The sequence below is a fragment of the Pseudostreptobacillus sp. genome, assembly GCF_977040545.1.
In genome coordinates this window covers 1-3,885 of the sequence record NZ_CDRRBS010000097.1, presented here as the reverse complement: position 1 = coordinate 3,885, position 3,885 = coordinate 1, and the positions used below count along the sequence as shown (strand labels likewise).

The window sequence follows — 3,885 nt, the reverse complement described above, 5'->3', positions numbered from 1 at the left end:
AAGATAGTAAATATATATATATTAAAACTATGTCCTATGGAGATAAATTATATAAAATACCTAAGAAAAATAAGAGATATATAAAAAAATTAGATGTAAAAGATGATGTTAATAAGTTTATTTATATAGATAGACATAGCCAAACGCAAGTTAGTATAGAAAGAAATAAAGAAACAGGAATATTTAATGTTAACAGTGTAGGATATGTAACGACTGGTATATCTAGTGGTGCTGGTTTTGTAACACCAAGAGGAATATTTAGTGTTGCATATACTAAACCTATAATGCCTTATACTTCAGATACGGATGAAAAAAAAATAATAGGTGATGCTAAATATGCTATAAGATTTAATGGAGGAGCATATCTTCATGGTATACCGTCAACTTATGATCCTAAAGAATCAAGAGAAGTAAGAAAAAAAGTTACAGCCTCTCATTTAGGAACTATCCCATTATCACATAAATGTGTTAGAAATGAAGATGATTCAATATATTATTTGTATAAATGGGTAAATGGTAATAATAAAATACAAAAATCAGGATTTACATATCCTGAAGAAAATGTTATAGTAATAGTTGATTAATTATTTTTAGGAGATAGATAAGTAATGAGAGATGTATATAAAAAATATTCGGCATATATAATTACAACTATTTTAATGATAATTTCTGGATTTATACAAGCTTATTCCATTGAAGTTTTTATTAGACCTTCTAATTTGATAACAGGAGGTTTCACAGGAATTGCATTATTATTTAATAAAATATTAGAAACTACTAGTTTTCAAATACCTTTAGCAATATTATTAATAATACTTAATTTTCCAGTAGCATTAATGTGTGCTAAAGAAATTAGTAAAAAATTTGTTTTTTACTCATTAGTTCAAATTTTTGCATGTTCATTCTTTTTAGAAAGATTACATTTTGAACCACTATTTAATAGTATAGTTTTAAATATTACTATAGGTGCAGTTGTTTATGGACTTGAGCTTGTTCTTGCACTTAAAGCTGGTGGTTCATCAGGAGGTACTGATTTTATAGCTTTATATATTTCAAATAGAATAAATAAATCTATATGGCTTTATGTATTTGTATTGAATATGCTTATAATTTTTATATTTGGCTATATGTTTGGATGGGATAATGCTGGATATACTTTAGTTTTTCAATTTGTAACAACTAAGGTTATAGATACTTTCTATAATAGGTATCATAGGATAACATTAAATATAGTAACTAAAAAAGAAAAAGAAGTTATAAAGGCTTATATTGAAAATTATAGACATGGTATGACTAAATTTAGGGCAAATGGTGCATATTCTAATGAAGAAGTTTCATTTTGTTATACTGTTGTATCTGTTTATGAGGTTAACGATGTAGTGGAAACTATACTAAAAGCTGATCCTTCTGCTATAATAAATACATATAAAACAGAACATTTTTATGGAAAATTCTATATTCCACCAATTTGATCAAAAAGGGTTTATGCCCTTTTTTTTGTTATCTTGATTTTAGTATTTAAATATAGTATAATTAATCAGTAAAAACACATAAATTTAGGAGGAAATAAATGAAAGCAGCAATGGAATTAAGACAAGGTAATACTTATGTACAAGATAATGTACCTTATTTAATTTTAAAAGCAGATAGACATCAATCAACTTCAGGTAAAAAAGCGCGTGCAGCAGAAATGAAGTTTAAAATAAAAGATTTAATAAGTGGAAAAGTTCAAGAAATAACTGTTTTATCAACTGAAATGATGAATGATATTATACTTGATAGATCTCAAATGCAATTTTTATATCAAATGGATGGAGATTACTATTTCATGAACCAAGAAACATTCGATCAAATGACTTTGACAGAAGAAGATTTAGGAGATGCAGTAGATTTCTTAGTTGAAGAAATGGTTATACAAGTATTACTTTATGAAGAACGTCCAGTTGGTGTAGAATTACCAAATACTGTTGTTCGTGAAATAACATATACAGAACCAGGATTAAAAGGAGATACTATAGGACGTGCTACAAAGCCTGCAACTATAGAAACTGGTTATCAATTACAAGTTCCTTTATTTTGTAATATAGGAGATAAAATAAGAATAGATACTAGAACTGGTGAATACATGGAAAGAGCAAATTAATTAAATAATAAAGGAGGGGGTTAGTTTGAAAAAAATATTAATCTCTTTTCTTTTTTTAATTTATTCATCAATATTATTATCTGAACCTATAACTATTGCAAGTTATAATACCTTGCGTTTAGGTACAGTTGAAAAAGATTATACTTCACAAGCTAAAATTATATCAAAATTTGATATAGTAGCATTACAAGAGGTTATGAATCATGATGGGTTGAATAGATTAAAAAATGAAATAGAAAAAATAACTAATAAGAAATGGGGATATGTTATATCTTCTAGACCACTTGGAACAAAAGAATATAAAGAATATTATGCATTTATATATAAAAAAGATAAAATAGATAAAATAGAATCTTTAGGAATATATAAAGATGGAAAGTCTAAAGAATTTATAAGACCACCTTTTGCAGTTTATGTTAAATCAAATAAATTTGATTTTGTATTAATTACTGCACATTCAATATTTGGTGATAATAAGTCGTATAGAGAAGAAGAGGCTAGTCGTTATCATAAAGTATATAAATATTTTTTAGATAAGAGCAAAGAAGAAGATGTTATTCTTTTAGGAGATTTTAATATTCCAAGTACAAATAATTCATTTAAATATTTTAAAAATGAATATAATGTTCAGGAAGTTATAAATCCTAATAAATTTAAAACTACAATTGGAAGTAATGGGCTTGCAAATAGTTATGATAATATGTTTTTTAATAGAAAATATTTAAAAGAATATACAGGTAGATATGGTGTATATGATTATACTAAAAATAATTATAAAGAAATTAGAAAATATGTTTCAGATCATTTGTTGATATTTTCCGAATTTGAAAATAAAGGGGATTTAGATGATAAAAAATAAGAATATTTTAATTTATAAATCTATATTTTCTATAGGAATACCAGTTTTACTTGAAAATTTAGTGTACAATTTAATTAATTTTTTAGATAATTTTATGGTTGGAAGAGAAAATCCAGCATTAGGATTAGGAGTTAATGCAGTTTCTGGGTTAGGTATAATAAATCAAATATATTTTGTATTTATAGTAGCTTCATTTGGGTTATATAGTGGAGCAAGTGTACTTTCTTCTCAATATTATGGTAAGAAAGATTACAAACATTTGTCTAATATATTATCTTTTTTAATAATAGCAAGTTTATTAATCTCGTTTCCATTTTTATTAATTGCGTTGTTTATCCCTGAAAAATTAGTATCTTTTTATACAAATGATGTTTTAGTTATAAAACTTGCAGTGGAATATTTTAGAATTGCAGTTTTGACTTTTCCACTTTCAGGATTATCTTTTGCATTTTCTATGCAACTTAGGGTTATAAATAAGGCAAAATATGCGTTTTATTCAAGTTTAATTGGACTGTTGGTAAATGCTGTTGGAAATATACTTTTAATTCCAATTTTTGGAATAAGTGGAGCAGCTTTTGCAACTGTTGTTGCAAGATTGTTAGCTTTAATATATATGGTATATATAGTATATAGTTTAAAATTACCAATAATTGATAAATTAAAAAATATGATAAATATAGAAACAAGTTTAGTAAAAAGTATATTATGGATATCACTTCCTACATTTTTACATGAAATATTTTGGGTTGTAGGAACCAATTTTAAAACTAGATTTTATTCTAAAATTGGTGTAGTAGAATTTGCAGCTATTGTTACAACTACAACTATTAGCTCTATTGTATTTAGTGTTTTTTCTGGTATTTCAAATGCCTCAGCAGTTATT

5 protein-coding genes are annotated in these 3,885 nt (G+C 25.3%); all 5 read left to right on the top strand.

The window, feature by feature from the left end:
- The coding region (locus ACWYO2_RS05215) for a L,D-transpeptidase family protein (RefSeq protein ID WP_455515427.1) at positions 1–584 on the top strand (584 nt) is incomplete at its 5' end.
- 24 nt (positions 585–608) lie between these two features.
- Complete coding sequence (locus tag ACWYO2_RS05210) at positions 609–1,472, top strand: YitT family protein (protein ID WP_455515426.1); 864 nt, start codon at positions 609–611, stop codon at positions 1,470–1,472.
- A gap of 98 nt (positions 1,473–1,570) precedes the next feature.
- Positions 1,571–2,143 carry an elongation factor P gene (efp, locus tag ACWYO2_RS05205; RefSeq protein WP_455515425.1) on the top strand — a complete coding sequence of 191 codons (573 nt, stop codon included), beginning with the start codon at positions 1,571–1,573 and terminating at the stop codon, positions 2,141–2,143.
- Positions 2,144–2,168: 25 nt separating this feature from the next.
- Positions 2,169–3,002 carry an endonuclease/exonuclease/phosphatase family protein gene (locus tag ACWYO2_RS05200; protein WP_455515424.1) on the top strand — a complete coding sequence of 278 codons (834 nt, stop codon included), beginning with the start codon at positions 2,169–2,171 and terminating at the stop codon, positions 3,000–3,002.
- The coding region (locus tag ACWYO2_RS05195) for an MATE family efflux transporter (protein WP_455515423.1) at positions 2,989–3,885 on the top strand (897 nt) is incomplete at its 3' end. The genes ACWYO2_RS05200 and ACWYO2_RS05195, both read left to right, overlap by 14 nt.